Below are 24,556 nucleotides of genomic sequence, written 5' to 3' on the forward strand. Positions count from 1 at the left end.
CGGATATGGTGGGCAAGGCCCTGGGTCTGCTGGTCCTCCTCGGCGACGAGCCCCGCGGTGCCAGCGCCGCGGAGATCTCCCGCCGGGCCGAGCTTCCGTTCAGCACCACCTACCGCCTCCTCGGCTCGCTGACGCGGGACGGCTTTGTGGACTATGAACCGGACGGCCGCCGCTACCACCTGGGTCTGCGCGTTTTCCAGTTGGGCCAGCGTGTCTCGAACCACCACGGCTTCGCCGGCACGGCATTGCCCATCCTGCGTCGCGTGACCGAGGAAACGGGCGAGGCCACCATCCTCTCCGTGCGGGACGGCATCCACCACCTCACGGTCAACAAGGTGGACGGGCCGCAGACGTTCCGGGTCACGAGCGACCCCGGCCATCTGGGCGCGCTGCACACCACCTCGGTGGGCAAGGCGCTGGTGGCGTTCGCCGACGACGCCACCCGCGCCCAGCTCACGGACGAACTGCCCCTCGATCCGCTGACCGAGCATTCCATCACCGACCGCGAGGCGTTCCGGGCGGAAATCGAGCTGGTCCGCCGGCGCGGCTACGCCACGATGGACGAGGAAAACGAGCTCGGCATGCGCGCCCTCGCCGTTCCGGTTTTCAACGCCCAGGGCCACGCCTTCGCCTCCCTCGCCACTGCCGTGCCCGTGTTCCGGCTCAGCATGGAGGCCCTTGTGGCCCTGGTGCCCCTCCTGCAGTCGGCCGCGGCGGAGCTGTCCGCCCGGCTGCCCCAGCAGTGAGCCCGCATCGTCACAATATGTTCGTCACTCGAACATACGTGCAACATGTGAACAAAGTCTGTACTGTAATCCCTACCCGGTCCGCCGCGGGCGCCGCAAGCGCCCCGCCCGCCGAGTGCCGTTGTCAAAGGAGCTAACCGGATGAGCAATCGAGCAGAGTCCTTCCTCGTGGGCCTCGTGGGAGACGGCGTCACGCCCTCCCTCACGCCCTACATGCACGAACGCGAAGGCGACGTTCAGGGCCTCCGGTACCTCTACCGCCCCATCGACCTGATCGAACTCGGCCTGCCCGGCCAGGCGGTGGGAGGGCTGCTGGCCGGTGCGCGGAGTCTCGGGTTCAACGGCTTGAACATCACGCACCCCTGCAAGCAGCTCGTGCTCGACTACCTCGACGAGGTCTCCTCCGACGCCCGGTGCCTCGGTGCCGTCAACACCGTCGTCATTCGGGACGGACGCTTCATCGGCCACAACACCGACTTTTCCGGCTTCGCGGCGGCACTGGCCACCGGACTCCCGGGCGCCACCCTGGACCGCGTGGTGCAGCTGGGAGCGGGCGGCGCCGGATCCGCCGTCGCCTACGCCCTGCTCACCGCGGGAGTCCGGGCACTGGACCTTGTGGACACCGATGTGGCGCGTTGCGCCGCCCGCGCGGCCGAACTCGCCGGTTTCTTCCCGGGCCGGACGGTCACCGCCCGGACGACGGCGGAGCTGCCGCAGCTCATGCCGCTGGCCGACGGCCTGGTCCACTGCACTCCCGTGGGCATGGCTGCCCACCCGGGCCTTCCGCTGGACGTGTCCCTCGTGGAGTCCCGGCACTGGGTGGCCGACATCGTGTACCGGCCGATCGACACCGAACTCGTCCGCGCGGCCCGGGCCAAGGGCTGCGAGGTGCTCGATGGCGGCCGGATGGCCGTGGGCCAGGCGGCGGACGCCTTCCGGATTTTCACCGGACGCGAGCCGGACGCGGAGCGCATGCGGTCCCACTTCCTGGACCTTGTGGCCGCGGAAGAGGTGGCCGCGTAATGCGCACCGGGATCGCCACCGTCTGCCTCTCCGGCACCCTGCGGGAAAAGATGCAGGCTTGCGCCGTTGCCGGGTTCGACGGGATCGAAATCTTCGAGCAGGACCTCATTACGTCGCCGCTGAGCCCGGAGGACGTCCGAAAGCTGGCCGCCGACCTCGGCCTGACCCTTGACCTCTACCAGCCGTTCCGCGACTTTGACAGCGTTTCCGAGGACGTGCTCGCCGCGAACCTGCGCCGGGCGGACGCCAAGTTCCGGCTCATGTCCCGCCTGGGCATGGACACCATGCTGCTCTGCTCCAACGTCGGGACGGCAACGATTGACGACGACGATCTCCGGGCCGCCCAGCTCTCCCGGCTAGCGGACCTCGCGGGGGACCACGGCGTCAAGGTCGCCTACGAGGCGCTGGCCTGGGGCAAGTATGTCAACGATTACGAGCACGCCCACCGGCTCGTTGAGACGGTGGACCATCCCAGCCTGGGCACCTGCCTGGACTCGTTCCACATCCTCTCCCGCGACTGGGACACCGCGCCGATCGAGGCCTTCAACCCGGACAAGATTTTCTTCGTCCAGGTGGCGGACGCCCCCAAACTGTCGATGGACGTGCTGTCCTGGAGCCGGCACTACCGGGTGTTCCCGGGCGAGGGCCAGTTCGACCTCGCCAAGTTCATGGGCCACGTGGTCCGCGCCGGCTACACCGGGCCGGTGTCGCTGGAGGTGTTCAACGACGTCTTCCGCCAGGCCGACGTCGAACGCACGGCCGTCGACGCCATGCGTTCGCTGATCTGGCTCGAGGAGCAGAGCGCCCGATGGCTCGAGGCCAACCCGGCCGCGGCTGAAAGCGGTGCGGCCGGCGCTACGGCCCGGCGCCGCTACCCGATGGAGCTCGCCACGCTTCCCCGGGTGGCCGAGCCCGCCGGCTTCAACTTCGCCGAAGTCCGGGCCGGGGACACCGCCGGCCTGGAAACGCTGCTCGGCCAGCTGGGATTCGCGTTCAACGGGCGCCATCGGACCAAGAACGTGCAATTGTGGACCATGGGCCGCGCCCGCTTGATCATCAACGAAGAACCCGCCGCCGGGCAGCAGGCGTCCGCTCCTGCTGCCATTTCCACTGCTATTTCGGCCGTGGGGTTCGACGTCGACTCTCCCGTCATCGCCGCCGCCCGCGCCCAGCAGCTCAAGGCCCCCGCGGTGCCGCGCAAGAGCCAGGCCAACGAGGAAGTCTTCCAGGGCTTCGCAGCGCCGGACTCCACCGAGGTCTTCCTCTGCCAGGGCAGCCCGGACGGCACGGCGGCCTGGGTCGGCGAATTCGGGGAGCCTCACAATCCCGGCGGCGGACTGCCTCCTGCTGTTACAGCCGGCGGCACCGCTCCTGCCGCGGGCCCCGCGGCCGGTGCCGTGATCGACCACGTGAACCTTGCCCAGCCGTGGCAGCACTTCGACGAGGCCGTGCTGTTCTACACCAGCGCCCTCGCGCTGGAACCGCAGCCGTATGCCGAGGTGGCGAGCCCCACCGGGCTGGTCCGCTCCCAGGTGATGCTCACCGAGGACCGGGGCGTCCGCCTGGTGCTGAACCTGGCACCGCTGCTGCAGCAGGAGGCCGCCGGAACAAAAGAGCCCGGCGAGTCAGGGATCGGCCACCGCCGTACCTACCAGGAGCACGTGGCCTTCGCGGTGACTGACCTCGTGGCCACGGCCCGCGCCGCCCGGGACCGCGGCCTGGACTTCCTGCAGATTCCGGCGAACTACTACGAGGACCTCGACGCCCGGTTCGCCCTGGACCCGGACTTTCTGGCCACGCTCCGTGAGCTCAACCTGCTCTATGACCGTGATGCCGACGGCGAATTCCTGCATTTCTACACGGCCACGGTAGGCAGCGTGTTTTTCGAAATGGTGGAACGCCGCGGCGCCTACGACGGCTACGGCGCTCCGAACGCACCCGTGCGGCACGCCGTCCAGTACGACCACCTGCACCAGCTGACTCGCAGTTCCTGATCCCCACCCGAACAACAATCACACCCATGAGAGGAGGCTGCTGTGCCTGAAGAATTGAACCTCGAGATCTTCAACGCCGACCCGGTCACCGAAGACGTGTCCGACGAAGCCACGGAGGCCGCACCAAAGACGTACGCGCCGCTCGATGCCGCCGCAGAGTCGCAGTCGGACCTCAGCGCCGAGATGAAGGCGATCGGGGAGGCCTACGCCCAGGCCCTCAAGAACGGGACCCCGGCCGAAACCCAGCCACGGCTCGACTACGCGCCCTACCGCAGCAGCGTCCTGCGCCACCCTACCAAGGACCTGCACCACGCGGACCCGGAAACCATCGAGCTCTACTCTCCGGCGTTCGGGCACATGGACGTGCACGCGCTGGAGGCGGACCTGACCATCCAGCACAACGGTGAACCGCTGGGCGAACGCATCGTGGTCTCCGGCCGCGTGCTCGACGGCGACGGCCGTCCCGTCGCCGGCCAGCTCGTGGAGATCTGGCAGGCGAACTCCGCCGGGCGCTACATCCACAAACGGGACCAGCACCCGGCACCGCTGGACCCCAACTTCACCGGCGTCGGACGCTGCATCACGGGCGCCGACGGCGCCTACAGCTTCACCACCATCAAGCCCGGCGCTTACCCCTGGAAGAACCACCTCAACGCCTGGCGACCGGCCCACATCCACTTCTCCCTGTTCGGGCAGGAGTTCACCCAGCGGATCGTCACCCAGATGTACTTCCCCGGTGACCAGCTCTTCCCGCTGGACCCGATCTACCAGTCGATCGTGGACCAGGACGCCCGCGACCGGCTCGTGGCCACCTACAACCACGAGCAGACCAGGCCTGAATGGGCTCTGGCATACAACTGGGACATTGTCCTGACCGGGCCCAAACGGACCTGGACCGAGAACGAGGCATTAGGTGCAGCAGGCGACGAGAATGAATAGGCGCATCATGAGTAAACTCACCCCGACACCGGGCCAGACCGTGGGCCCGTTCTACGGCTACGCCCTGCCCTACGCCAAGGACCGCGAACTGCTCGCCCCCGGGGCCCCGGGCTCCATCCGGCTCCAGGGCACTGTGTATGACGGCGCCGGCCACCCGATTCCGGACGCCATCCTGGAAATCTGGCAGGCCGACGCGGACGGCAAGGTTCCGCACCACACGGGCTCCCTGGTCCGCGACGGCTATACGTTCACCGGGTTCGGCCGCAGCGCTGTGGGCAACACCGGCGTCTTCACGTTCACGACCGTGAATCCGGGACCCACCGAAGAGGGCGCGGCGCCGTTCATCGCTGTTGCGGTCTTCGCCCGCGGCCTCATGAACCGACTGTTCACCCGGATCTACCTGCCGGAGAACGAGGAGGCCTTGGCCAAGGACCCCCTGCTGTCCTCCCTGGAGCCGGACCGCCGCGAGACCCTGATCGCACGCCGGGATCCCGACGGCGGCCTGACCTGGGACATCCGCCTCCAAGGCGAGGGCGAGACCGTGTTCCTGGATTTCAGCGACGTCGAGGGTGCCTCGAAGTGACCTCCTTCGAGACCGGCGGCGCGGGCCTGCACGGTGACTTTGGCTTGCACGGTGACTTTGGCCTGCTGAACCCCGTGTCGGCGTCGCCCCAGGTGGCGGCGCTGACCGGGGACCGTGCAGTGCTCGCCGCCATCCTGCAGGTCGAGGTGGCCTGGGCGGCGGTCCTGGATGAGGCGGGCCTCGCCCCGGCCGGGTCCGCAGCGGTGGTGGCCGCCGCCGCGCAGGTGCAGCGCTACGACGTCGCAGACATCGCCGTGCGCGCTCAGGGCGGCGGAAACCCGGTCATCCCGCTGCTCGCCGACCTCCGTGAACAGGTCAGGGCCCTGGACGGCGCCGGCCTTGGCGCGGTACGGGCCGTCCACACGTCGCTGACCAGCCAGGACGTCCTCGACTCGGCCCTGATGGTGCTCGCCGCCGGGGCCGTGCACGAGCTGCTCGCCGAGCTCACGGGGGCGACGTCGGCCCTCGCCGGCATGGCCGAAGCCCATGCCCGGACTCTCTGCGTGGGACGCAGCCTGACCCAGCACTCGCTGCCCTTCAGCTTCGGACTCCGGTCCGCGCAGTGGTTTGCCGGGCTGGCCGCCGCCGGCCGCCGGCTCGAAGCCCTCGAACTGCCGGTGCAGACCGGCGGCGCCGCCGGGACCCTGGCCGCCGGAACTGTACTGACGTCCGGCGGTGCACGCTCGTCCGGCACCGGGCAGGTGGCCGGCCCCCTGTCACCCTTCGATCTCTCCGACCGGCTGGCCGCACGCCTGGGTCTTGCCACCGTTCCGGCTCCCTGGCACACCAACCGTGTTGCCGTGACCTCGCTCGGCGATGCCCTGGCCACCGTGACGGACGCTGCCGGAAAGATTGCCGCCGACGTCCTGTTCCTGAGCCGGCCGGAAGTGGCAGAGGTCGCCGAACCGCGCGCCGCGGGCCGCGGCGTATCCTCGGCCATGCCGCAGAAGCAGAACCCGGTGCTGTCCGTGCTGATCCGCAGCGCCGCCCTGCAGGCGCCAGCCCTGGCCGCTCAGCTGCACCTTGCCGCCGCCAATTTCAACGACGAGCGACCCGACGGAGCCTGGCACAGCGAATGGGCGGCCCTGCGCCAGCTGCTGCGCCTGGCCTTGGGCGCCGCGGGTCAGCTCCGCGAACTGGCCGAAGGGCTGCAGGTGTTCCCCGGTCGCATGCAACGCAACCTCGACCTCGCCGGCCCGCTGCTTCTCTCCGAAGCCGTCAACTCTGCCGTAGCGCCGCTTCTGGACGCCCGCAGCGCCGGAGCGGGGCCGGGCCGTGCCGGCAAGCAACTGCTGCAGGAGGTTGTCGACCAGACCCTCCAGGCCCCGGCCTCGGAGCAGGCGGCCACCTACCGGAAACTGCTCCGCGCGGCAGTCCCTGAGGAACTGCTCGCGGACAGCCGGCTTGAGGAGCTTCTGGACCGGGCCAACTACCTCGGCCAGGCCGTTGAGATCACACGCCGCATCCTCGCGGCGTACCCGGAATACGCCGCCGGGCCGGCCTCATTGGAATATGACCGCGCCACCGCCCACCAACTCCAGAACGGAGCCTCCCGTGGCTAGACCTACCGTCAAAGCAGTCCTGCTCTCGCCCCAGCGCGCCCTCGGCGACAAGCCCCTCCTGATCGTGGGGCCATCGCTCGGGACATCCTCGTTGCTGTGGAGCCAAGCCGGCACCCTGTTGGGGTCTGACGTCGACGTGGTCGCCTGGGACCTGCCCGGCCACGGCGTCTCGCCCGCGGCGCAGGAGAGTTTCACCGTTGCCGAGCTGGCCGACGCCGTGATCGGCCTGGTCGACTCGATCGCCCCCGGCGCACGCTTCCACTACGCCGGGGTGTCGCTCGGCGGGGCGACCGGCCTGCAACTGGGCATTAAACACGGCGACCGGCTCAAGAGCCTCTCCGTGCAGTGCTCCGGCGCGAAGCTGGGCACTCCCGAGGGCTGGCTGGAACGGGCCGAGACCGTGCGCACGCAGGGAACCCCGGTGATGATCCAGGGATCCGCTCAGCGTTGGTTCGCCCCGGGGTTCATGGACCGCCAGCCGGAGCTCAGCGGCCGGCTCCTGCACACCCTCCGTGACGCCGACCGCTTCAGCTACGCCTTCTGCTGCGAGGCCCTGGCGGGCTTTGACGTCCGGGACCAGCTCGGCACCATCCGCGTCCCCACCCAGGTGGTTGCAGGCGCCCTGGACTCCGTGGCTCCGCCCTCGGTGGCTGAGGAAGCGGCCGCGGGCATCACCGCCGGCGGCGGCACCGCCACGGCCGTCAGCCTGGAGGGCGTGGCCCACCTGGCTCCGTTCGAGGCACCTGCCCACGTTGCCGAACTACTCAAGAGCCTCATCACCTGGACTGAGACCCAAGGAGTCGTCGAATGACTCTCCCCGAAACCAGCAGCCCCGACCTGACCGGGCCGGACCGAAACGGCGTAGTCCAGCCCGGCGCGACAAGCCGGGAAATCTACGACGGCGGCATGAAAGTCCGCCGTGAAGTCCTCGGCGCCGCGCACGTTGACCGCGCCAACGCCAACAAGGATTCCTTCACCGAGGACTTCCAGGACATGATCACCAGAATCGCCTGGGGTGGCATCTGGACCCGGCCCGGGATCAGCCGGCAGATGCGCTCCGCTGTCACTATCACCGCCATGGTGGCGCACGGGCACTGGGAAGAACTGGCCATGCATATCCGCGCTGCCATCACCAACGGCCTGAGCCGGGATGAGATCAAGGAAATCCTGCTCCAGACCGCCATCTACTGCGGAGTCCCCTCCGCCAACACCGCCTTCAAGACCGCCCAGCAGGTGTTCCATTCGATGGACGAGGCAGAAATGGACAAGAAATCATGAACCAGGCTTTCATTTACGACGCCGTGAGGACGCCGTTCGGCAAGTTCGGCTCCGGTCTTGCCGGGGTCCGGCCGGACGACCTCGCCGCGCACGTCATCCGCGAGGCCGTGAAGCGCGCGCCGAAGCTCGACGTCGAGCGGATCGACGAGGTGGTGTTCGGCAACGCGAACGGCGCGGGCGAGGAGAACCGCAATGTCGCCCGGATGGGGACGTTGCTGGCAGGGTTGCCGGTCTCGATTCCGGGGACCACGGTGAACCGTTTGTGCGGGTCCTCGCTGGACGCGGCGATCATCGCGTCCCGGCAGATCAACACCGGCGACGCCGAGCTGATGCTGATCGGCGGCGCCGAATCGATGTCCCGCGCCCCCTGGGTCCTGCCCAAGACCGAGAAGCCCTACCCGGCCGGGGACCTGTCCCTGGTCTCCACCACGCTGGGCTGGCGCCTGGTGAACGAGGCGATGCGCCCGGAGTGGACCATCTCCCTGGGCGAGGCCACCGAGCGGCTGGCCGAGAAGTACGCGATCACCCGCCAGGCGCAGGACGAATTCGCCGCCGCCTCCCACAACCTCGCCGCCGCGGCCTGGGACGAGGGCTTCTACGACACCCTGGTGGCCCCGGTCCCGGGCACGGACCTGGTCCGTGACGAAGGGATCCGTCCCGGGTCCTCCGCGGAGAAGCTCGCCGGGCTCAAAACCGTGTTCCGGACCGGGACCGGGACCGGGAACGGGACGGTGACCGCCGGGAACGCCTCGCCGCTCTCGGACGGCGCCTCCGCGGCGTGGCTGGGCTCCGAGGCCGCCGCCGGGGTCCTGGGCCTGGACCCGCTGGCCCGGATCGCCGGGCGCGGCGCGCACGCCAACGACCCGCAGTACTTCGGCTACGCCCCGGTCGAGGCCGCGAACAAGGCCCTCGCGAAGGCCGGCATCGGCTGGGACCAGGTCGGCGCCGTCGAACTCAACGAGGCCTTCGCCGCGCAGTCCCTGGCCTGCATCACCGCCTGGGGCATCGACCCGGACATCGTGAACCGGCACGGCGGCGCGATCGCGATGGGCCACCCGCTCGGCGCGTCGGGCGGTCGCATCCTCGGCACCCTGGCCCGGTCCCTGCAGGCCTCCGGGCAGCGCTGGGGCGTCGCCGCGATCTGCATCGGCGTCGGCCAGGGCCTCGCCGTCGTCCTCGAAAACGTCACCGCCGCCGCCCCGTCGGCATAACCTGCCGGCACAGCCCGTCGGCATTAGGAGAGCATAGCCATGCTGAATTTTATTGACACGGTCGGCGAGGCCGTCGCCGGCATCAAGGACGGCTCCACGGTCATGATCGGGGGCTTCGGCAACGCCGGCCAGCCGTTCGAACTGATCGATGCGCTGCTGGAGTGCGGCGCCACCGACCTGACGGTGGTGAACAACAACGCCGGCCAGGGCGACCAGGGCCTGGCCCTGCTGATCAAGGAGGGCCGGGTGAAGAAGATGATCTGCTCCTTCCCCCGGCAGTCCGACTCCTGGCACTTCGACACCAAGTTCCGCGCCGGCGAAATCGAGCTCGAACTCGTCCCGCAGGGGAACCTCGCCGAGCGGATCCGGGCCGCCGGCGCCGGGATCGGCGGCTTCTTCACGCCCACCGGCTACGGCACCATGCTGGCCGAGGGCAAGGAAACCCGCTTCCTGGACGGCAAATGGCAGGTCTTCGAGACCCCCATCCACGCCGACGTCGCCCTCATCAAGGCGCTCACGGCCGACTGCAAGGGCAACCTCGTCTACCGCAAGACCGCCCGGAACTTCGGCCCCATCATGGCCGCCGCAGCGAAGCACACCATCGTGCAGGTCTCCGAAATCGTCCCCACGGGCGGCCTGGACCCTGAAGTCATCGTGACCCCCGGAATTTACGTCAACAGCATCGTCCGTATTGGTTCCAGCGGTGCTGCCGGCGCCGGCACGACAGAAAGCGCGGCCTGAGATGAGCATCCAGTCCAACAGCCAGGCCGGTCTCCGGGCCGATCTCCAGACCAGCGACAAGCCGCTGGGCCGCGACGATCTCGCCCTCCTCGTCGCCCGGGACATCAAGCCCGGATCGTTCGTGAATCTCGGCATCGGCCAGCCCACCCTGGTCTCCAACTACCTCGCGCCCGAGCAGAACATCACGCTTCATACCGAGAACGGCATGCTCGGCATGGGCCCGGAAGCTGCCGGGGACCAGATTGACGGCGATCTCATCAACGCCGGGAAGATTCCCGTGACCGAGCTTCCCGGGGCGTCCTACTTCCACCACGCGGACTCCTTCGCGATCATGCGCGGCGGGCACCTGGATATCTGCGTGCTCGGCGCCTTCCAGGTCTCCGCCACGGGCGATCTCGCCAACTGGCACACCGGCGCCCCGGACGCGATCCCCGCCGTCGGCGGGGCCATGGATCTCGCCACCGGTGCCAAGGACGTCTTCGTCATGATGACGCTCCTAACCCGCGACGGCGCGTCCAAGCTGGTGGAGACGTGCACCTACCCGCTCACCGGGATCGGCTGCGTGACCCGCGTCTACACCGACAAAGCCGTCTTCCTGACCGGACCCGACGGCGTCCAGGTCCGGGAAACGTTCGGCTGCACCCTCGAGGAACTCCAGGCCATGGTCCCCGTCCCGCTCCGGGCGGCGTCCGCGGGATAAAGTGATGCGGGACCGGGAGGCGGAAAATGATTGAGGCAGCCAAAAGTGCCGGCGCGCCAGCGGCCAGCGACCAGTACGTGCAGTCGCTGGCGCGCGGGCTCGCCGTGATCCGCGCCTTCGATACCGACCACCCCAAAATGACGCTGACGGAGGTCGCGGCCCGGACAGAACTGACTCGGGCCACGGCCCGGCGGTTCCTGCACACCCTCGTGGAGCTGGGCTATGTCCGCACCGACGGCAAGATTTTTGCCCTGTCCGCCAAGGTGCTGCAGCTCGGCTACGCCTACTTGTCCGGGCTGTCGCTGCCGCAGCTCGCCCAGCCGCACCTGGAGGAGCTCTCGCTCGAATTGGGGGAGTCGACGTCGGCCGCGGTGCTCGAGGGCACCGACATCGCCTACATCGCCCGGGTGTCCACCCGGCGGATCATGACGGTGGGCATCACGGTGGGGACCCGTTTCCCCGCCTACGCCACCTCCATGGGCAGGGTGCTGCTCGCGGCCCTCCCGCCGGCGAAGCTGGAAGAGTACCTCGCGGCCGCCGAGATCCGGCCCCTCACCCCCAGAGCCATCGGAACGCGGGCCGCCCTCCTGGCCGAGCTGGATAGCGTCCGGGCCCAGGGCTGGTGCCTGCTGGACCAGGAGCTGGAGCTGGGACTGATGTCCGTTGCGGCGCCGATCCACGACGGGCCCACGGTGGTGGCGGCGATCAACGTCTCGCTTCAGGCCCAGACAGTGTCCGCGCAGCCCGACCCGGACGCCTACCTCGCGGCCGTGCGCGAGGCGGCGCTGGCCACGGCGGAACTGATCTCCGAGGACCTGACGTCGGGACGGTGACGCCCCGACGCGCTGAGGCGACCCCCGGCCGGTCGGTGACGGCGCCTAGCCGCGGCGGGACTGGGCGAACAACTGCCGCAGCGTGAAGAAGCAGCCCAGGGCGCTGAAGAGCAACCCCGTCAGGAACTCACCCTTGAGGGATTCGACCAGGTCCGCGTTGTTGGCCAGGTTATCGCCCAGCAGGTCCCACGCCCCGGGTTCGAACAGCAGCGCCAGCGGTGAGGCGCCGCCCATGTAGTCGGCCAGATCCAGCCAGATGCTGCTCATGAACGACAGGAGCACCGTCGCAATGGTCACGGTCACGACGACCCACGCGCCGCGCCTCGTCATGGTGCCGCCGCTGCCCGCCGAGCTGCCGGCAATGTACAGCCGGGCGGCCCCGGCCGCCGTCAGGAAGGCAACAATCGAGCCCATCCAGCCCAGCTTCCAGAGGATCAGCCAGACGGCGACGCCGGCCGGGACCATGGCGAGGGCAAAGACCGTGCCCCGCACCGTGTTTTCCCGGGACTCCGTCCGGATCCGAGGAACGGGCAGCGCCGGCAACTGTGCCTGCCGGTGGTCGGAAGAATCCGGCCAAAGGGCCCCGTCCGGCCAGCGCTGGCCATAAGCCGGCTGGGCCCCGTCGAAGGATTCGGATTCATTTCTGGCGTCAAAATTTGCGCGCTCGGTCATCATTCCCCCAAATGAGATGAGTGTTTCCGGTCCACTGTGTGCCGGTAAATCCCGCTTATTCTGGCACAACAAGGAGGGGAAATGATTGTTTTCCCGACGCTGTTTCGGGCCGGGCGCGCTTTGCTAGCCGGCGTCTGAGATGGGCCCGGTGGAAACCCTGATCAAGACACCGGCAGGTTCGTCACTGATTTTCAGGTACAGGTCCCGCCCCACCAGCAGGGTATGAATGTCGTCGCTGCCTTCTGGCGCGATCTGCTCGGCCAGCCGCGTGAGCGCCAATGCCATCGCCCGGCCCCAGTCGTGGGGATCCATGCTCGATGATTCAGCCGTTGCTGAATACTTCTCTGGTTCAGTCATTTACCCCCGCTTTCGGCGTCCGGAGCGCGGGCCCCGGCACATCACGAACCCCAGTCTAGTGACAGCGCGGAGCGGGCGTCCACGCTTCCCGCCGGCCCTGCGGAAGTTGGGCATGCTCAGCGGCTAGGATTTCATTTCGGGACCTCTCCCGCCATTCGCCCTAAGGACGCCATGACAGAGAACAACACCGCGACGTCGGAGACCCTGGAAACCCGGGACACTACAGCGTCCAGGCGGGCCGCCGTGGTCATCAACCCCATGAAGTCTCCCGGAGAGAGCTTCCGCGCCTCATTCTTCCGCCTGTGCGAGACCCAGGGGTGGGCCGAGCCGCTCTGGCTGGAGACCACCAAGGAGGACACCGGGCTCGGGCAGACGCGTGAGGCCCTCGCCGCCGGGGTCGACGTCGTGATCGCCGCGGGCGGCGACGGAACTGTCCGCTGCGTGGCGGAGATCCTTGCCGGCACCGGAACGCCGATGGGCTTGGTGCCCATGGGCACCGGCAACCTGCTGGCCCGCAACCTCGGCGTCGACATCACCGACCCCGTGGCCGCGAGCTATGACGTCCTGAGCGGCACCGACGCCAAGGTGGACGTGGTGAAGGCCACGCTGGACCACGCCGAGGAGGAGCACATCTTCCTGGTCATGGCGGGTCTCGGCTACGACGCCGCCATCATGGCCAACACCGTGGACGAACTCAAGGACCGGGTGGGCTGGCTCGCGTACGTTGAAGCGGGCATCCGGCACCTGCCGGGCAAGCCCATCAGGGCCAAGATCAGCATGGACGGCCAGCACTCCGTGCGGCGCCGGATCCGCAGTGTCATGGTTGGAAACTGCGGCAAGATCATGGGCGGCGTGGAGATCTTCCCCGACGCCAAGGTGGACGACGGCATCCTGGACGTCGTGATCCTGGCTCCCGTCGGCCGGTTGGGCTGGCTGAGCGTGCTGGCCGGCGTCTTCGGCCGGAACAACCCGAAGAACGCGTCGGTCGAATATTTCGCCGGAAAAACAGCCGAAATCGAACTCGCCCACGAACAAGAATTCCAGCTCGACGGCGACCCCCTCGGCAAGGCCAAACACCTGAAAGTCTCGGTCGAACACGACGCCCTCACCGTCCGGATGACGGCGATCTGAGGCTACGGGCCGCGCCTGTGGGACGGCCGCGCGCGGTGGACCGGCCCACGTGGTGCACCCGGGGCCAACTAGGTACTACCCGGACGCTTCGCTGGGGGGTTGTTCGCAAAGGCAAGTAACTGGCACTCGTGACGGGCAGCCCGGGCAGCGGCTTGGATAGGCACAGGCATCACTCAGATGCCGCCGTCTAGCGCACTGGGGGTTGGCTGTGGCGATTTCGGCCGGAGATTCTGAGTCCATGGCTTCTCCGGCCCCTTTGCGGGTCGCAGTCATCGGCGCAGGCTACTGGGGGCCAAATCTGGCCCGAAATTTCAAGGCTGGCCCCGACTGGGAGCTGGCGGCAATCGTGGACATGGACCGCGCCCGGGCCGCCAAGCTGGCCGCCGCTCATGGCGACGTCGCGGTGTGCGGCTCCGTCCAGGAGCTCCTGGACACGGTGGACGTCGACGCGGTCGCCATCGCGACGCCGGCCCATACCCACCACGGCATCGCCCTCACTGCCCTGCGCGCCGGAAAGCACGTGCTGGTTGAAAAGCCGTTGGCCGACAGCCGTGCCAACGGCCTGGAAATGGTTGAGGAAGCCGAGCGCCGCGGCCTGGTCCTGATGGCCGACCACACGTACTGCTACACCCCGGCCGTGCTGAAGATCAGGGAACTCATCAGCGACGGCTCCTTGGGCGAGATCCTGTTCATCGACTCAGTCCGGATCAATCTTGGCCTGGTCCAGCCGGACGTGGATGTCTTCTGGGACCTTGCCCCGCACGACTTGTCCATCCTGGACTTCATCCTTCCCGGCGGACTGCGGCCGGCCGAAGTGGCCGCTCACGGCGCGGATCCCCTCGGTACCGGAAACGCCTGCGTCGGCCACTTGACGTTCGCGCTGGCCGGCGGCGGCATGGCCCACGTGCACGTCAATTGGCTGAGCCCCACCAAGATCCGGCAGATGGTGGTCGGCGGCTCCCGGCGCACCCTGGTCTGGGACGATTTGAACCCGCAGCAGCGGCTCAGCGTATACGACCGCGGGGTCAGCCTGGAAGCGCAGCCCCGGTCCGCGGCGGAGAAAGCGGCAGAGAAAAAAGCATCGGCCATTTCCTACCGGCTGGGGGACACCTGGTCCCCTGCCCTGCCCGAACACGAGGCCCTCGGCCAGATGGTGACCGAATTTGCCAACAGCATCTGGCAGCGGCGGCCCGCGCGGACCAGCGGGGCCGCCGGCCTCCGGGTCCTCTCGGTGCTCGAAGCGGTCAGCCACAGCCTCAGCACGGACGGACGGCCCAGTGCCGTAACGGGAAACGAATTTCAGCTGGAAGGAACACGATGAGCACACTGCAGGGGGCGGCGGTCTTGGTAACCGGGGGCGCCGGAACCATCGGGTCCACCATTGTTGATCATTTGCTCGCCGCCGGAGCCGGGCGGATCGAGGTCCTCGACAACCTTGTCCGCGGACGTCGGGCGAATCTCGACGAGGCCATGGAAAGCGGCCGGGTCCATCTGGTCGAAGGCGACCTGCGCGACCGGGACCTCGTCCACGACCTAACGCGCGGCAAAGATATCGTCTTCCATCAAGCCGCCATCCGCATCACCCAGTGCGCGGAAGAGCCACGACTCGCCCTGGAGGTGCTGGTCGACGGCACATTCAACGTTCTGGAGGCAGCGGCAGCCCACCGTGTCGACAAGCTCGTCGCGGCCTCCAGCGCCTCGGTCTACGGCATGGCGGAGGAGTTTCCGACCACGGAACGGCATCACCATCACAACAACGACACCTTCTATGGGGCGGCGAAGTCCTTCAACGAAGGCATGGCCCGCAGCTTCCGCGCCATGACCGGGCTGGATTACGTGCTGCTGCGCTACTTCAACGTCTACGGGCCGCGGATGGACGTGCACGGCCTGTACACCGAGGTGCTGGTGCGCTGGATGGAACGGATCGCGGACGGGCAGCCGCCGTTGATCTTCGGCGACGGCCGGCAAACCATGGATTTCGTCCATACCAGGGACATCGCCCGGGCCAACATCCTGGCGGCCGGGAGCGACGTCCGCGAGGGCGTCTACAACGTGGCGAGCGGTGCCGAAACGAGCCTCCTGGAACTTGCCGAGGCGCTCTTGAGGGCGATGGATTCGTACCTTGAAGTGGAGCATGGACCGGACCGCGCCGTCAACGGCGTCGTACGGCGGCTGGCGGGCACGTCGGCGGCCGCACGCGATCTCGGGTTCACGGCCGAAACCGGGCTTGAGGAAGGCCTCCGCGAACTCGTCAACTGGTGGCGTCCGCTGCGCGAGGAGATTGCCGCCGCCAGAGTGGGCGGCGTGCGATGAGCATCGACCAGGGCCACGCACAAGAGCAGGCACTGAGCCGGATCAACGTCATGAAGCCGTGGCTTGGAACCGAAGAAGCCGAGGCCGTCGCCGAGGTCATCGCCTCCGGCTGGGTGGCGCAGGGCCCCCGCGTGGCCAGGTTCGAAGACGCTTTTGCCGCAGCGCAACAAGCGCCGCACGCCGTCGCCGTCTCCAACTGCACCACCGCACTGCACCTGGCGCTGAAAGTTGCCGGCATCGGCCCGGACGACGACGTCGTGGTTCCCTCTTTCTCCTTCATCGCCACCGCCAATGCCGCCACCTACGTTGGCGCCCGGCCGGTATTTGCCGACGTCGAAGCGGACACCGGGAACGTGTCCGCACGGACCATCGCGGCGGCCCTGACGCCGGCCGCCCGTGCCGTGATCGTGGTCGACCAGGGCGGCATGCCGGTCCACCTCGACCCCATCCGCGAGCTCTGCGACCCCCGGGGCATCACGGTTATCGAGGATTCGGCCTGCGGGGCAGGGTCCACGTACCGGGGCCATCCGGTCGGGGCGGGAGCCGAGCTCGCCGCCTGGTCCTTTCATCCCCGCAAGATTCTGACCACCGGTGAGGGCGGCATGCTGACGACGCGGAACCCGGAATGGGCCGCCCGGGCCCGGCAGTTGCGGGAACATTCCATGAGCGTTTCGGCGAACGATCGGCATGCCGCGCTGCTGGCCCCGGCCGAGGAGTATCTGGAGATCGGCTTTAACTACCGGATGACGGATCTGCAGGCGGCCGTCGGGCTGGTACAGCTGGGCAGGCTCCAGGACGCCGTCGCCCGGCGGCGCGGCATCGTCGCCGGTTACCGGTCCGCCCTCGCGGACGTCGAAGGGCTGCGGTTCAGCCAGGACCCCGCGTACGGCACCAGCAATTTCCAGTCGTTCTGGTTCGAGGTCCTTCCGGGCTTTGGACTGGGACGGGATGAGGTGCTGGCTCACCTGGCCCGCGACGGCATCTCGGCCCGGCGGGGCATCATGGCCGCGCATCGGCAGCCCGCGTACGCCGGGCGGGACACCGGCTCCGCTGATTTGTCGGTTACGGAACGACTCACGGACAACACAGTGATTCTTCCCGTGTACCACCAGTTGACGCCGGAGGAGCAATACCGGGTGATCGACTCCCTCCGGAGGGCCGGGGGGCGGGCGCATGGATGAGCTGCTCCTCATCGCCGCGAGCGGCCTGGCACGTGAAGTCCTGGCCGCCGTCCGGGCGAGCGGACGCTTTGACGTCCTTGGGATCCTTGACGACGACCCCGGCAAAACTGGAGCAATCGTGGACGGTGTCCCCGTCCTGGGCCCCGCCAGTGAGGCCCTCGGCTACCCGGCGGCCGGGGTGGCGGTCTGCGTCGGTGCCGGCATCGGGCGCGCCCGGATTGTGGACCGGCTGGCCGGCCTCGGGTTCCCGGACCGCCGGTACGCCACCGTTATCGATCCTTCGGTCCGGGTCCCGGACGGATGCAGGATCGGCCGCGGCAGCGTCCTGCTGGGCCATGTCACCCTGACCGCCGGCGTCACCCTCGGTGAGCATGTGGTGGTCATGCCCGGCGTGACGCTGACTCACGACGTCGTCGTGGACGACTTTGCAACGTTTGCGGCCGGGGTATCCCTGGGCGGCGGTGTCAGGATCGGGCGCGGCGCCTACTTGGGTATGAACGCGTGCGTGCGGGAAGGCGCCTCGGTCGGTGCGGGCGCCACTATCGGCATGGGCGCGGCCGTCCTGACCGACGTGCCGGATGACGAGACTTGGGTGGGCGTGCCGGCACGTGTCCTGCGGGCCGGCATTGCGGGCCTAGGGACGAGCGTTGCGCATCACGCCATCGGGAGCACCAGGAGGGCCGGCTGATGCGCATCCTCCGGCCAGTGGCACTGAAGCGCCGCCCTGTGGTTTCCGTTGTCATACCCTGCTACAACTACGGGCGATATCTGCCGGATGCTGTGGCCTCGGTGCTGGATCAAAGCGGCGTCGACCTGGATGTTCTGATCGTTGACGACGCCTCGACCGACGGCAGCCAGTGGGTGGCCAGGGACCTCGCCCAGGCGGATGAACGTATCCGCGTCCTCGTCCACGACCGCAATATGGGTCACATCGCCACCTACAACGACGGACTCAGGCAGGTCATGGGAGAGTACGTCGTTCTGCTGTCCGCGGACGACATGCTGGCGCCCGGGTCACTGGGCCGGTCAGTCGCGCTGCTGGAAGCCCGTCCCGAGGTTGGTCTTGTCTATGGATACGCCATGGAATTCACGGACAGCGTCCCGCCGCTGGCCGCCAAACGGCCAAGATGGGCGGTCTGGACTGGGCAAGATTGGCTCCGGATAGTCTGCCGCAAGGGCTCCAACGTGATAATCAACCCAGAAGTGGTCATGCGGCGGAGCGTCATGGACCAGTTGGTTGGATACCGGGCCGACATGCCTCATGCGGCCGACCTCGACCTCTGGCTGCGCGCGGCCTGCCTTGCAGATATCGGGCGGGTGAACGGGCCCATTCAGGCGCTGTACCGCGTCCATGGCTCCAACATGCATCTAACAGATTACCGGGGCTTGCTCACCGACCTGCGGGCCCGGCGTGAAGTCTTTGACCAACTGGCGGCCGTTCCGGATGCTGCGCGCCTGAATACGGGGTTGCTCGCCGTACAAGCGAGGCGCGCCATCGCCCGCGAGGCCCTCCGTGAGGCAGCTCATCTTATCGGTGCGCACCAGTCTCTGGCTGCCGTAACAGAATTGGCACGCTTTGCCCTGGAAACAGACGGCGATATTGAGAAGACCCCCCTCTGGGGCTCGCTCCAGCGCCGGCAGCGCCGGCCGAGCGCCACGTTCCGGCAAAGTCTCTCCGGCTCGGTGTACCGCTGGCGATGGGCCTTGCGCTGGCGCCGATGGAGGCGATTCGGGATATGACAAAGGCAGCGAAGGACGGTCTGGGGCGCCAGATCGGCCACGGTCTGGCGTGGAGCAGTATTAACAGCCTGGTGATCCGGTTCGGAAGTCTCGCGGTCGGGGTCATCTTGGCCAGGCTCCTTGCACCCGAACAATTCGGGGTCTTCGCCGTCGCCTTGACCGTGCAGTCCGTTGTGATGACGCTCGCCGATCTCGGCATGAGCACCGACCTGATCAGGTCCGAAGATCCAGACCGGAAAGCCCCCACCGTGGCGGTGCTCGGCCTGGCCTCGGGCACCTTGCTTGCAGTCATCATGGCCCTTTCCGGTCAAGGCGTCGCCGAACTCCTGGGCAGCCCGGCCGCCGGACCGGTGATCTCCGTGATGGCGTTTTCCTTCATGCTTGCGGGCGCCGGAGTGGTTCCCTATGCGTCGCTGCAACGGCGGTTTGCACAGGACAAGCTGTTCGCCATCGCCGCAGCAGACCTCGTCATCGGTTCAGGACTTACGCTGGTGCTGGTCTTCGCGGGGTGGGGACTCATGGGCCTCGCCGTCGGCCGCCTGGTGTCGCAGGCTGTGACGCTTGTGCTGCAGTACGTCCTCGCCGGAGAGCGCGTCCGGTTCGGCTTTGATCGGGCCGTGGCGCCGGCGGTACTTTCGTTCGGCCTGCCCGTGGCCGGGGCGAATATGCTTTCGTGGGCCCTCCTGAACGTGGACAATGTCGCGATTTCTCGCCTCGCCGGGCCCGTTGCACTTGGCTTCTATTTCATCGCCTTCAACGTCTCCAACTGGCCCATGAGCGCGTTGGGCCAGGTGGTGCGGTCTGTCTCGATCCCGGCCTTCGCACGCCTCGCGGCCGGGGCGAAGGACTCGAGTTTTGCCGTCGTGCTGGGGCCGGTCTGGGCAGTGGCGTTGCTGACCGGACTGCTGCTGGCGGTCCTGTCGGGCCCGGTCATCGGCCTGGTTTACGGCTCTCGGTGGCTGCCGGCGGCAGCCGTCCTCGCCTGGTTGGGGGTCTTCGGTTCGCTGCGGACACTGTTTGATTTAGCGGCTTCCTACCTGCTGGCGAGGGGAGCATCCTCGGCCACCCTCGTGGTCCAAATCCTTTGGATTGTCACCCTCGTTCCCGCAATCCTCACCGGGATAGGACTGGGCGGGACCCCAGGTGCAGCGGCGGCGCATCTGGCAACGGCTGCGCTGGTCGTCGCCCCGGCCTATGCCGTTGTCCTGCGGCGCAGCGGCGCGGACCTCAAGGCCGTCGCTCGGCGCCTCTGGCCGCCAGCCCTCGCAGCCGTGCCGGCGGCGGTCGCCGCCTCGGTCGCCGTGGCGCTGCTGCCGGACCCGCTGACGGGTCTTCTGGCCGGCGGACTCGCCGGGGCCGGCGTCTATGCGCTCCTGCTCGGACGCTGGTTCGGGCGCCAGGTTGGTGGCGTGCGCCGACTCATGATCCAAGAAGGGATCCCGGCGTCAGCGCCTGCCAGCGCCGGGCGGCCAGCAGCAACCCAGCCCGCAGCAGCTCAAGCCACAGCAACTCAAGGGGGAACGCTTTGATGCAACGCGTACCGCTGGTGGACCTCGCCAGGCAGCAGGAACAGATAGCCGACGTAATCCGGGAAGGTTTCAACCGGGTCATTGCGGAATCCAGCTTCATACTTGGCCCCCCGGTGGAGGAGTTTGAACGCGAGTGGGCCCGCTACTGCGGTTCGGACCACGCCGTCGGCGTCGGAAACGGCACTGACGCAATCGAGCTTGCCCTCCGATCTGCTGGCATCGGACGCGGGGACGAAGTCCTCCTTCCGGCCAACACCTTCGTGGCGACGGCGGGAGCGGTCCTTCGCTCCGGCGCAGAAGTTATTCTTGCCGACTGCACCGAGGACTATCTGCTGGACCCCGGGGACGTCGCGGCCAAGATGACACGGCGGACCAAAGCAGTGATCGGCGTCCACCTGTATGGTCAGGCGGCACCAATTGAACAAATCCGTGAAGCGGCGGGCCCCGGCGTGCTCATTGTCGAAGATATGGCCCAGGCCCAAGGGGCAACGCGCTTCGGGCGCCGCGCCGGGAGCCTGGCAGACCTGGCCGCCACCAGCTTTTATCCGGGCAAAAACCTTGGAGCCTATGGCGACGCCGGCGCCCTCATGACCAACTCAGAAGAGTATGCGCAGTCCGCGCGGCGCCTGCGGAACCACGGCGGCACGGCCCGTTACGAGCACCCGGAGGTCGGATTCAACTCGAGGATGGACAGCCTGCAGGCTGTGGTCCTCTCCGCCAAGCTGCACCTGCTTGATGAGTGGAACCGGCAGCGCCGCGAAGCGGCAGGCTACTACGCGGAGCTGCTCGACGGCGTCGACGACGTGGTCCTGCCCCGTACCGCAGCGGGCAATGAACACGTCCACCACGTGTACGTGATCCGCGTATCCGGACGCGACCGGGTGCTCAGGGAACTGAACGGCGCCGGCGTCGGTGCGGCAATCCACTATCCGGTCCCGATTCATCTGCTCCCGGGATACGCATACTTGGGCCACGGCGCCGGTGACTTTCCGCGCGCTGAACGATTCGCAGACGATATTCTCTCGCTACCCATCTATCCGGGGCTCAGGGCCGAGGAGCAGGAATTCGTCGCCGCACAACTACGGAAGGCGATAGGGCAATGACGACCGTGGATGCCGGGCGGCTCAACCGCCGCGTCCGCACGCTGCCGGCTCCGGTGCCGGGAAGCCCCGCGACTGTCACGGTGGTGATCTCCTGCTTCAACTACGAGCGATACCTCCGGCAGGCGGTGGAATCCGCCCTCACCCAGGCTGGCGTGACCGTGGACGTCATCATCGTCGACGATGCCTCCACCGACGCGAGCCTGCAGCTGGCCCGGGAACTGTCGGCGAGCCACCCAAACGTAGCGGTTATCAACCACCGAGCGAATGTGGGTGTGGTCGAAACCTTTAACGACGGCGCCAAGGCGGCCACAGGCGAATTCCTGGTGCGGCTCGACGCGGATGATCTGCTCACTCCGGGTGCCCTGGCCCGCGCCACGCAAGTGGCGGCCGCCTACCCGTCGGTTGGCCTGATCTACGGACGCCCCGTGCATTTTGAAACGGAGGAACCCCCCGCTTTCCGCGGTTCTCCGAGCGCGTGGACGGTTTGGCCCGGCCACAAATGGCTGGCGGACCGGTGCCGCTCCGGAACCAACGTCATCACCGCTCCCGAGGTCGTCATGCGCCGCTCCGTCCTGGGACGAGTCGGCTACCAGGCTCCCCTCCGTCACACGCATGACATGGAGCTCTGGCTCCGGATCTCTGCATTCAGCGACGTCGCCTACATCCACGGCGTGGATCAGGCCTGGCACCGGGAGCACCCCGCCAGTATGTCGGCGAGGGAAGTTGACCCGTTAGTTGATCTCAAAGAACGCCGCGAAGCGTTCGATGTCCTCTTCGCCGGTCCCGCCGGAGAAGTGGCGGGAGCCCATGGGCTCCGGCAGGCCGCCACCAGGGCCCTCGTGGACGAGGCCCTCAACACCGCCGCCCACGAGATCGACCGGGGTCACGGAGCGTCCCCGCTTTATGAGTTCTGTCTGCGGCTGGCACGGGACATGGACCCCGGAGTCACTCAGGGACCCGCATGGCGTCGGGTCACGCACCCTGCGGCACTTGCGGCGGCGGCGAAACCGTGGGGCCGGGGCCGGGCGGTCCTGCGGCGAGGCGTCGGCCGGGTCCGATCGGAGTTCCGCTGGCGGAACTGGCGTCGGAACGGGGTGTTCTGAGATGGTACTGGAACACTCCGCTGCGGCCGGGCTGCTGCGCCGGGTCCGCACTGCCGGGACGGGGGACGTCATCGGGCGCATCGCTCGACGCGCGGCCCGCCATCTGGAGTCCAGGTTCGAAACGGCTGCACTGGACTTCCCCCTGCTGCCCCACGACGTTGCGGATTCGACGAGGCTGCAGTTGGCCTCCGCGATGCCAGGCAGCAACGATGGCCCCGGGCTTGCCGTGGCTTGGCTGTGTACGCCCCCAGGCCCAGGGTCCGGCGGCCACACCACCCTGTTTCGTATGGTACGCGGAATGGAACAACGCGGACACAGGTGCACCATCCTGTTGTACGACCGCCACGGCGGGGACCTGAACCGCCAGCGGGGAGTGATCAGAAGGCACTGGCCGGATCTGTCCGCCGACATCAAGGCGGCGCCGGACCGCCTTGAGGGCTTCGACGCCTGTGTGGCAAGTTCCTGGGATACAGCCCACGTCCTGGCAAGCCGCGGCCGCGCCGGGATGCACCGGTTCTACTTCGTCCAGGATTTCGAACCGTTCTTCTATCCCCGCGGCAGCCTCTACAGTCTGGCCGAGGACAGCTACCGGTTCGGCTTCCATCACATTGCGCTTGGCGAGATGGTCGGTGCCGCCCTCAGGGAGAACGTCGGAGTCGAGTCCTCGGTGGTGGCCTTCGGGTGCGACACGGAGGTCTATGGGCTGCAAAACCGTGGCAGCCGCAGCGGGGTGGTCTTCTATGCCAGGGAATCCGCTGACCGGCGCGGCTTTCTGCTGGCGAGGCTGGCGCTGGAGGAATTTCACCGGCGCTATCCGGAGCAGCAGATCCACGTCTACGGAGACCCGGTGAACAGTTGGAAAGTCCCGCACACCCACTACGGAAAGCTCTCTCCGGCCCGGCTAAATACCCTCTACAACTCCGCGCTGGCCGGCCTCGCCATGTCCTTCACCAACATATCCCTCGTCGCGGAAGAGATGCTGGCCGCCGGTATGATCCCCGTGGTCAACGACCACCGTTACGCTCGACTGGACCTGCCGCATCCGCATGTTGCCTGGGCGCCGGCCACGCCGGGCGGCCTGGCCGATGCGCTCGGACGCATCGTTACCGACGTGCCGCGCATGCCCGTTGCGACGCTGTCCTCTGGAACTCGTTCTGGCTGGGGAGAAACTCAGGATGCTTTCGCTGCCGCCGTCGAGTCGGAGGTGGCGGCATGCAGGATTTGACGGCACCGTTACGTCCCGCCGCGACAGCCGTCAGGGCCGGGACCGGCCCGGCGGAATGGCTCGGCGGCGTCCGGGCGCCGGCCACTCGCGTCCCGGAGACCGCCACCGATGCACGCTGCGTGCTGGACGCCCTCCGACTGGAGACCGAGCGATGAATGCCGCGCAGAACCTCGGCCCGAACGCCCGGTACGGGATCGTGATGCTGTTGGTGATCTACCTGGCGGCCCTGGCCTGCATCGGATTCTGGCCCACGCCGATAGACCGCCCAGTTTCCGGTATTCTCGACGACCTTCTTTCGGTCCTGCAACAGCACGCCCTGACAGCCGGAATCGACTACAAATTCGTGGAGACTTCAGCAAACGTCTGCCTCTTTGTCCCTTTGGGCGTCATCACTGCCCTCCTGTTGCCGGTACGCCGCTGGTGGCTGGCAGCGTTGATTGGCCTTCCGACGTCAGCGGCGATCGAAGTTGTGCAGTTCTTCGCCCTGAGCCAGCGGCATGCCAGCCTTCGCGATGTCATGGCCAATACGCTGGGAGCACTTCTGGGAGCCACGGCCGTTGCGCTGATCCGCATTCGCCGGCCGGCACGGCAC

Annotated in this window: 25 protein-coding genes and 1 pseudogene; 24 read left to right on the forward strand and 2 right to left on the reverse strand. The window is 67.9% G+C overall.

What is annotated here, in order from left to right:
- Positions 1-5 precede the first annotated feature (5 nt).
- From AB4Y72_RS17070 to AB4Y72_RS17125, 12 genes are all read left to right on the forward strand, one after another.
- Complete coding sequence (locus tag AB4Y72_RS17070) at positions 6-746, forward strand: IclR family transcriptional regulator (RefSeq protein ID WP_441427417.1); 741 nt, start codon at positions 6-8, stop codon at positions 744-746.
- 141 nt (positions 747-887) lie between these two features.
- Positions 888-1,769: a shikimate dehydrogenase gene (locus AB4Y72_RS17075; RefSeq protein ID WP_441427326.1), complete on the forward strand. Its 882-nt coding sequence runs from the start codon at positions 888-890 to the stop codon at positions 1,767-1,769.
- The gene (locus AB4Y72_RS17080; protein ID WP_441427327.1) at positions 1,769-3,763 is read left to right on the forward strand and encodes a bifunctional sugar phosphate isomerase/epimerase/4-hydroxyphenylpyruvate dioxygenase family protein; all 1,995 of its coding nucleotides are present in this window, start codon (positions 1,769-1,771) and stop codon (positions 3,761-3,763) included. The genes AB4Y72_RS17075 and AB4Y72_RS17080 overlap by 1 nt, the downstream gene beginning before the upstream one ends.
- 42 nt (positions 3,764-3,805) lie before the next feature.
- Positions 3,806-4,702, forward strand: a complete 897-nt coding sequence (gene pcaH, locus AB4Y72_RS17085; RefSeq protein ID WP_441427328.1) for a protocatechuate 3,4-dioxygenase subunit beta — start codon at positions 3,806-3,808, stop codon at positions 4,700-4,702.
- A 7-nt stretch (positions 4,703-4,709) separates the two neighbouring features.
- The gene (gene pcaG, locus AB4Y72_RS17090) at positions 4,710-5,285 is read left to right on the forward strand and encodes a protocatechuate 3,4-dioxygenase subunit alpha (protein WP_441427329.1); all 576 of its coding nucleotides are present in this window, start codon (positions 4,710-4,712) and stop codon (positions 5,283-5,285) included.
- Positions 5,282-6,847 carry a lyase family protein gene (locus AB4Y72_RS17095; RefSeq protein WP_441427330.1) on the forward strand — a complete coding sequence of 522 codons (1,566 nt, stop codon included), beginning with the start codon at positions 5,282-5,284 and terminating at the stop codon, positions 6,845-6,847. Before pcaG ends, AB4Y72_RS17095 begins: the two co-directional genes overlap by 4 nt.
- Positions 6,840-7,658 (forward strand): alpha/beta fold hydrolase, encoded by an 819-nt coding sequence (locus AB4Y72_RS17100; RefSeq protein WP_441427331.1) that lies wholly within the window; start codon positions 6,840-6,842, stop codon positions 7,656-7,658. Before AB4Y72_RS17095 ends, AB4Y72_RS17100 begins: the two co-directional genes overlap by 8 nt.
- Complete coding sequence (pcaC, locus tag AB4Y72_RS17105) at positions 7,655-8,125, forward strand: 4-carboxymuconolactone decarboxylase (RefSeq protein ID WP_441427332.1); 471 nt, start codon at positions 7,655-7,657, stop codon at positions 8,123-8,125. The genes AB4Y72_RS17100 and pcaC overlap by 4 nt, the downstream gene beginning before the upstream one ends.
- Entirely contained in the window at positions 8,122-9,336 is a 1,215-nt protein-coding gene (locus AB4Y72_RS17110) for a thiolase family protein (RefSeq protein ID WP_441427333.1), read from the forward strand. The genes pcaC and AB4Y72_RS17110 overlap by 4 nt, the downstream gene beginning before the upstream one ends.
- A gap of 39 nt (positions 9,337-9,375) precedes the next feature.
- Positions 9,376-10,077 carry a 3-oxoacid CoA-transferase subunit A gene (locus AB4Y72_RS17115; protein WP_441427334.1) on the forward strand — a complete coding sequence of 234 codons (702 nt, stop codon included), beginning with the start codon at positions 9,376-9,378 and terminating at the stop codon, positions 10,075-10,077.
- Position 10,078: 1 nt separating this feature from the next.
- Positions 10,079-10,777, forward strand: a complete 699-nt coding sequence (locus tag AB4Y72_RS17120) for a 3-oxoacid CoA-transferase subunit B (protein ID WP_441427335.1) — start codon at positions 10,079-10,081, stop codon at positions 10,775-10,777.
- Between the two features lie 26 nt (positions 10,778-10,803).
- Positions 10,804-11,610, forward strand: coding sequence for an IclR family transcriptional regulator domain-containing protein (locus tag AB4Y72_RS17125; protein WP_441427336.1), 807 nt, complete (start codon positions 10,804-10,806; stop codon positions 11,608-11,610).
- A gap of 45 nt (positions 11,611-11,655) precedes the next feature.
- Here AB4Y72_RS17125 and AB4Y72_RS17130 read toward each other — a convergent pair whose 3' ends face one another.
- Together AB4Y72_RS17130 and AB4Y72_RS17135 are read right to left on the reverse strand one after the other, a co-directional pair.
- Positions 11,656-12,282, reverse strand: coding sequence for a hypothetical protein (locus tag AB4Y72_RS17130; protein WP_441427337.1), 627 nt, complete (start codon positions 12,280-12,282; stop codon positions 11,656-11,658).
- A 123-nt stretch (positions 12,283-12,405) separates the two neighbouring features.
- Complete coding sequence (locus tag AB4Y72_RS17135; protein ID WP_441427338.1) at positions 12,406-12,639, reverse strand: hypothetical protein; 234 nt, start codon at positions 12,637-12,639, stop codon at positions 12,406-12,408.
- Between the two features lie 171 nt (positions 12,640-12,810).
- On the opposite strand from AB4Y72_RS17135, the gene AB4Y72_RS17140 reads away from it, so the two are divergent.
- From AB4Y72_RS17140 to AB4Y72_RS17195, 12 genes and pseudogenes are all read left to right on the forward strand, one after another.
- Complete coding sequence (locus AB4Y72_RS17140) at positions 12,811-13,770, forward strand: diacylglycerol/lipid kinase family protein (protein ID WP_441427339.1); 960 nt, start codon at positions 12,811-12,813, stop codon at positions 13,768-13,770.
- 238 nt (positions 13,771-14,008) lie between these two features.
- Positions 14,009-15,091 (forward strand): Gfo/Idh/MocA family protein, encoded by a 1,083-nt coding sequence (locus AB4Y72_RS17145; RefSeq protein ID WP_441427340.1) that lies wholly within the window; start codon positions 14,009-14,011, stop codon positions 15,089-15,091.
- A complete protein-coding gene (locus AB4Y72_RS17150; RefSeq protein ID WP_441427341.1) occupies positions 15,088-16,083 on the forward strand; it encodes an NAD-dependent epimerase/dehydratase family protein in 996 nt (331 codons plus the stop codon). Before AB4Y72_RS17145 ends, AB4Y72_RS17150 begins: the two co-directional genes overlap by 4 nt.
- Positions 16,080-17,264, forward strand: coding sequence for a DegT/DnrJ/EryC1/StrS family aminotransferase (locus AB4Y72_RS17155; RefSeq protein WP_441427342.1), 1,185 nt, complete (start codon positions 16,080-16,082; stop codon positions 17,262-17,264). The genes AB4Y72_RS17150 and AB4Y72_RS17155 overlap by 4 nt, the downstream gene beginning before the upstream one ends.
- Complete coding sequence (locus tag AB4Y72_RS17160; RefSeq protein ID WP_441427343.1) at positions 17,257-17,952, forward strand: acetyltransferase; 696 nt, start codon at positions 17,257-17,259, stop codon at positions 17,950-17,952. Before AB4Y72_RS17155 ends, AB4Y72_RS17160 begins: the two co-directional genes overlap by 8 nt.
- Before the next feature lie 17 nt (positions 17,953-17,969).
- Positions 17,970-19,004: a glycosyltransferase family 2 protein gene (locus tag AB4Y72_RS17165; RefSeq protein ID WP_441427344.1), complete on the forward strand. Its 1,035-nt coding sequence runs from the start codon at positions 17,970-17,972 to the stop codon at positions 19,002-19,004.
- Positions 19,001-20,533, forward strand: coding sequence for an oligosaccharide flippase family protein (locus AB4Y72_RS17170; RefSeq protein ID WP_441427345.1), 1,533 nt, complete (start codon positions 19,001-19,003; stop codon positions 20,531-20,533). The genes AB4Y72_RS17165 and AB4Y72_RS17170 overlap by 4 nt, the downstream gene beginning before the upstream one ends.
- The gene (locus AB4Y72_RS17175) at positions 20,533-21,636 is read left to right on the forward strand and encodes a DegT/DnrJ/EryC1/StrS family aminotransferase (protein ID WP_441427346.1); all 1,104 of its coding nucleotides are present in this window, start codon (positions 20,533-20,535) and stop codon (positions 21,634-21,636) included. The genes AB4Y72_RS17170 and AB4Y72_RS17175 overlap by 1 nt, the downstream gene beginning before the upstream one ends.
- The gene (locus AB4Y72_RS17180) at positions 21,633-22,739 is read left to right on the forward strand and encodes a glycosyltransferase family 2 protein (protein ID WP_441427347.1); all 1,107 of its coding nucleotides are present in this window, start codon (positions 21,633-21,635) and stop codon (positions 22,737-22,739) included. The genes AB4Y72_RS17175 and AB4Y72_RS17180 overlap by 4 nt, the downstream gene beginning before the upstream one ends.
- Before the next feature lies 1 nt (position 22,740).
- Positions 22,741-23,964 (forward strand): rhamnosyltransferase WsaF family glycosyltransferase, encoded by a 1,224-nt coding sequence (locus tag AB4Y72_RS17185; protein ID WP_441427348.1) that lies wholly within the window; start codon positions 22,741-22,743, stop codon positions 23,962-23,964.
- On the forward strand, positions 23,952-24,119 hold the full coding sequence (locus AB4Y72_RS17190; protein WP_441427349.1) for a hypothetical protein: 168 nt from the start codon (positions 23,952-23,954) through the stop codon (positions 24,117-24,119). The genes AB4Y72_RS17185 and AB4Y72_RS17190 overlap by 13 nt, the downstream gene beginning before the upstream one ends.
- Before the next feature lie 44 nt (positions 24,120-24,163).
- A pseudogene (locus AB4Y72_RS17195) lies at positions 24,164-24,520 on the forward strand (VanZ family protein); the annotation flags it as partial.
- Positions 24,521-24,556 lie beyond the last annotated feature (36 nt).

The organism is Arthrobacter sp. YAF34 (genome assembly GCF_052113245.1).
GTDB lineage: Bacteria > Actinomycetota > Actinomycetes > Actinomycetales > Micrococcaceae > Arthrobacter.